Source organism: Synechococcus sp. R8-2, assembly GCF_047461715.1.
In the GTDB taxonomy this organism is placed as follows: Bacteria; Cyanobacteriota; Cyanobacteriia; order Thermostichales; family Thermostichaceae; genus Thermostichus.
Genome location: NZ_JANSHQ010000441.1, coordinates 1 through 5413 on the forward strand (window position 1 = coordinate 1; position 5413 = coordinate 5413).

At 58.5% G+C, this 5413-nt stretch carries 4 protein-coding genes; 2 read left to right on the top strand and 2 right to left on the bottom strand.

All coding sequences use genetic code 11. From position 1 onward, the window contains the following. Window positions 1-311: 311 nt before the first annotated feature. Together NW819_RS10520 and NW819_RS10525 are read right to left on the bottom strand one after the other, a co-directional pair. Window positions 312-776, bottom strand: coding sequence for a hypothetical protein (locus NW819_RS10520; RefSeq protein ID WP_414332256.1), 465 nt, complete (start codon window positions 774-776; stop codon window positions 312-314). A gap of 118 nt (window positions 777-894) precedes the next feature. Beyond that, window positions 895-2106 (bottom strand): acetate kinase, encoded by a 1212-nt coding sequence (locus tag NW819_RS10525; protein ID WP_414413710.1) that lies wholly within the window; start codon window positions 2104-2106, stop codon window positions 895-897. Between the two features lie 233 nt (window positions 2107-2339). On the opposite strand from NW819_RS10525, the gene serA reads away from it, so the two are divergent. Further along, window positions 2340-3920, top strand: coding sequence for a phosphoglycerate dehydrogenase (serA, locus tag NW819_RS10530; protein WP_414332254.1), 1581 nt, complete (start codon window positions 2340-2342; stop codon window positions 3918-3920). 76 nt (window positions 3921-3996) lie between these two features. Continuing rightward, the gene (locus NW819_RS10535) at window positions 3997-5298 is read left to right on the top strand and encodes a bifunctional folylpolyglutamate synthase/dihydrofolate synthase (RefSeq protein ID WP_414413711.1); all 1302 of its coding nucleotides are present in this window, start codon (window positions 3997-3999) and stop codon (window positions 5296-5298) included. The last annotated feature ends 115 nt before the right edge of the window (window positions 5299-5413 follow it).

Below are 5413 nucleotides of genomic sequence, written 5' to 3' on the forward strand. Positions count from 1 at the left end.
CGCGCCGCTTCCGCGACCACCCTCAGCTCCTCTTCCAGAGGGAGAGGGGAGCCAGACGGAAAGGTTTCATTCATGATGTTTAGACCATGATGTTTAGAGTGACTACATACTCGACTTTATCCCCACCCGATTTGAAGCAACAAAACTCGATCTCCTCAGGAACGGCGAGGCCGTTCAAGTTTGACCGAGGTGGCCTGATCCCTTGGCCGGAAGCCTCAGAAATCCACCTGAGAGATAGGGCCTAGAGTGAGTTTTGAGTTTCTGGGGATCCTGCAAGACTAGTATCCTCTGTGTCTTTATCCAAACCGTTTTCAAAGCACTCCGGTAAATGGGAAACTGCCGCTGCCCAGCCGCTCCTGCCGATCGAACACACTGATGGTGAGCTGATGGGATCCCGTTTGAGTGAGGGTAAAGCGATTCTGGGTCAGGGTCAGCCCTGTAACGGTGCAGGTGGTCGCCCCAACGAAGCAGCCGGGCAACTGAGCAGCATCAAAAGCTCCCAGGGTTACGAAATTGCCCAGTGGGGTGGTGACGGAAGCCAAAAAGGCGTTGGAACCCCGGATCCCGGCAGGGGCCTCTACCCGGAAAGACACCACAAAGGTTGGAGTTTGCCCCACCAAGACGGTGCGCGGAGAGAGATCAGTAATGGTGAGGGATGGAGCAGGTATGGGAGGCGGCAGGGGCAGAAGATCGCTGCTGCCGGTCGTGCCCCCACACCCCACCAGAACACTGCTCAGCAGCACCAGCAATGGGATCCGTTCATGCCTTCGCTGCATGGTTTTCCTCCACTCCAAAAGGTCTTCTTTTTTTGAGCTTATTGTCTAGAGTTTGTCTCCACCAAGCCAGCGGGCGGAAAGGAGAGAACCTGGCGAGAAGCAGCCTGGAATCCTTCGTCTATTCCCCTTGCAAAAGGTTTTGGCAAGCTGTGGCAATGGCCCAGTCCTCTTGGGCTGAGATCACCAGAACCCGCACCGGAGCATCCGAAGTGCTGATATCGCAGTTGCGGGGGGATCCGGCATTCAAAACCGGGTCGATCTGGATCCCTAAAAAACCTAGGTCTGCACAGGCTGCCGCCCGCACCGGTGCTGAGTTTTCCCCAATCCCCCCAGAAAACACCAGCGCATCCAGCCGATCTAAGCTCATGAGCATCGCCCCAATCTGGCTGCGCAGACGGTGAACAAACAGCTCGAAAGCCAGCTCCGCCCGGGCATGGCCTGCCTCCATTGCCTCCAACACAACCCGCATATCGCTGCTCAGGCCGGAAACGCCCTTCAACCCCGATTCTCGGTTCAAGATCCGATCCAGTTCATCCACACTCATGCCCTGGCGCAACTGATGGATCAAAATGCCCGGATCCACTGACCCCGACCGGGATCCCATCATTAAGCCCTCCAGGGGGGTGTAGCCCATGGTGGTGTCCACACTTCTGCCCCCGCGAATGGCCGCCAACGAGCAGCCGTTGCCCAGGTGACAAGTGATCAGCCGCAACTCCTCCAGGGGTCGGTTCAAGATCTCGGCAGCGCGACGGGCGCAATGCTCGTGGTTGATGCCATGAAACCCGTAGCGGCGGATCCCTTGTTCAGCCCAAGCGTAGGGAAGGGGGTAAAGGGCTGCGGCCAGAGGCATTTGCTGGTGGAAGGCGGTGTCGAAAACGGCCACCTGAGGGATCCCCGGCAACAGTTGCCTTAGCAGACGGATGCCAGCCAGCGCAGCAGGGTTGTGGGCTGGGGCCAAGGGGATCAATTGCTCAATCGCCCTCTCCACCTCCGGTGTAATTAAGGTAGGCTGCCGGTACAGGGATCCCCCATGCACCACCCGATGGCCGACGCCGCCGATCTCAGCCGCCTGCGGGAGCAGGGATCCCTCCCCTTGCCAGAGGCTTTGAAACAGCGGGGCCAGTTGGCCGATCCCTCCCTCAGGTGAAGCGGAGGGAAAAGATTCCCACCCACCGCCTCGCCGACGAGTCTGGATGAGGGCCTCCCCCGGCTTGTAGGTGAAATCCACCTGGGCTTGCCAGATGGGCGTGGCCTCCACCCTTCCCTCAACCGTCAGAAATAGGGAGGATTTGAGGCTGCTGGAACCGGCATTGACGACCAGAATATTCACAGCGTGTCTTCGTTGGCCTTCGCACTGCTGGGCTTAAGGCCTATAGCCCGCTTGCTTGAACAGAGCGGTTGACTACCCTGCCGCTAAGGATGACCATAGCATTAAAGCCCTCCTGCAGCTTCCTGAGGCCAAGGCGAACTGCGTAGCGGTAGGACGGAGCTTTAGACCCAATTTTTTGGGTAATCTGTTCCCCTACTTCTGTTGCCCTCCATCCCACTGGACTAACGCTGCTTATGCCCAGAGTCATCGTCACAGATCCCATCGATCAGGCGGGGATCGACATTCTCTCCCAAGTCGCTCAGGTGGATGTGCAAACTCAGCTCACCCCAGAGCAGTTGATCGCGGTCATCCCCAACTACGATGCCATCATGGTGCGCTCCGGTACACGGGTTACCCGAGAGGTAATCGAGGCGGGGACGAACTTAAAAATCATCGGGCGGGCGGGCGTTGGTGTCGATAACATCGATGTGCCTGCCGCAACCAAAGCCGGGATCCTGGTGGTCAACTCCCCAGAGGGCAACACCATTGCCGCTGCCGAGCACGCCATTGCCTTGATGATGGCCCTCTCCCGCCACATACCCGATGCCAATGCCTCTCTGAAATCGGGCCTGTGGAATCGGCAAGAGTTTGTCGGCGTAGAAGTCTACAAAAAAACGCTGGGGATTGTCGGATTGGGTCGGATTGGATCCCATGTGGCCCAGATTGCCAAGGCGATGGGGATGAAGCTGCTGGCCTATGACCCCTATCTGTCCGTGGAGCGGGCAGAGCAACTGGGGGTGCGCCTGGTAGACTTCACAACTTTGGTGCAGGAATCGGACTACATCACCTTGCACGTTCCCAAAACCCCTGAAACCACCAACCTGTTCAACGCCGAAACCTTTCGCATGATGAAGCCGACCGCTCGCCTGATCAACTGCGCCCGCGGCGGTTTGGTGGATGAACAAGCCCTGTACGAAGCCCTGAAATCCGGCCAAATTGCCGGAGCGGCTTTGGATGTATTTGCCAATGAGCCCCTGAAGGACTCCCCGCTGTTTTCCCTGGGCAAAGAAGTCCTGCTCACTCCCCACTTGGGGGCCTCCACCGAAGAAGCCCAAGTGAATGTGGCCATTGATGTGGCCGAGCAGATCCGCGATGTGTTGCTGGGGCTGCCGGCCCGCTCTGCCGTGAACATCCCCGGCCTACAGGCAGAGGTGCTGCAAAACCTCAGACCCTACCTGGACTTGGCCGAAACCCTAGGCAACTTGGTTGGCCAATTGGCGGGGGATCGCGTCAACCAGTTGGAGATCCGCCTGCAGGGAGATCTGGCGGAAAAAGATGGGCAGCCGATCGTCATTGCCGCCCTCAAAGGGCTTTTGACGCTGGCGCTGCGGGAGCGGGTCAACTACGTCAACGCCTCCATTGAGGCCAAAGAACGGGGCATCCGGGTGGTGGAAACCCGAGATCCCTCCTTGAAAGATTATTCCGGATCCCTGACGTTGATTGCCCACGGCCCCAATGGGATCCGCTCGGTTTCGGGGGCGTTGATTGGGGAGCGAGAGGTGCGGATTACCCAGATCGACGAGTTCCCGGTGAATGTGCCCCCTTCCGCCAACATGCTGATGACCCTGCACCGGGATATGCCGGGGATCATCGGACGGATTGGCACCCTGCTGGGAGCCTACAATGTCAACATCGCCAGCATGCAGGTGGGGCGCAAGATCATCCGCGGCGATGCAGTCATGGTGCTCAGCTTGGACGATCCCCTGCCGGATGGGATCCTGGAAGAGGTGCTCAAGCAGCCGGGCATCCGTGACGCTTTTGTAGTGAACCTCTAGAATTGTTGACCCCTAGAAAAAATCCCAAATCTCACCTACCCTGGCAAGACGGAGTCTTTGCTTGAACCAGAGCAACTTGTCCCTAACCCTGTCCCAGATCCCAGACTGGGATTGGCCGGCCTTTCTGGAGTCCCTGGGCCATTTTGGTGTGGATCTCAGTCTGGAACGCATGCAAGTCTTGCTGCAGCGTCTAGGACAGCCCCAAGCTGGGATCCCGGCCATCCACGTAGCCGGCACCAACGGCAAAGGATCTGTCTGTGCCTGGGTCAGCCACGTGTTGTGGGCGGCAGGCTATCGTGTGGGCCGCTACACCTCTCCCCATTTGGTGGACTGGCGGGAACGGATTTGGCTGAACGGGGAATACATTTCCGCCAACGACTGGAGCCAAGCGCTGGCCCAGGTGCGAGACTGCCTACAAACCTATGCCCCTGACGAGGCTTCTCCCACCCAGTTTGAGGTTATCACCGCTGCCGCTTGGCTGTACTTCCGCCGGCAAAAGGTGGATGTGGCAGTGATAGAAGTGGGCCTGGGGGGGCGGCTGGATGCTACCAATGCTGGGATCGAGCCAGTGGTAACGGCTATCACCTCCATCGGCTGGGATCATTGGCAGCGCTTGGGCAACAGCCTTCCCCAAATTGCCTCTGAAAAGGCGGGTATTCTCAAGCCAGGGATCCCGGCAGTGTGCGCACCCCAAACTCCAGAGGTCACAGCAGTTATCCGAGCCAAGGCAGAGCAATTGCGAAGCCCCCTGAAGATGGTCGAACCTCTGCGATGGTCAGAGCCTCAAACCGTCCACTGGCGAGGGCAGCTCCTCACCTTGCCCCTCAGCGGCGATGTACAACTCACCAATGCAGCAGTAGCCCTTGCCGTTGTAGAAACCCTACAGCAACAGGGCTGGCGGATCCCGGATGCCGCTGTCGAAAAAGGATTTGCCATCACCCGTTGGCCGGGGCGCTTACAGCGGGTGCAGATTGGATCCCGTCAGTTGCTGATGGACGGAGCCCACAACTTACCCGCTGCCCAGGCTCTCCGTCGCTATCTGGATAAGTATCAACCCGGCCCCCTCACCTGGTATATGGGCATCCTCACCACCAAGGATGTCCAGGGCATTCTCAGCACCCTGCTGCGACCGGGAGATTGCTTTTTTGCCCTGCCAATTGCCGGCCACTCTGGGACGGATCCCGAGCAACTTGCTCAGCTAGCCCAGACTCTGCAGCCTCATCTCGCCTCGGCACGGGCACTGCCCAATCTCTCCGCTCTTCGGGCTCAGTTGCTCAAGCCGAAAAACCTCACTGAGCCACCAGCTGTAATCTGCGGATCCCTGTACCTATTGGGTCAAGTGATGCAGCGCTGTTTGGGATGGGAGCTGGCCTGTTGATAAGTGAAACGGCATGAAAAACAAAAGCTCCTCCCTTGTGTAGCTGGAGAGGAGCTAGAGTAAGACCCCAGTATCGTGCGTGTAGTGAGTGGAGGTGGGCCTGGCACCGAGCTAG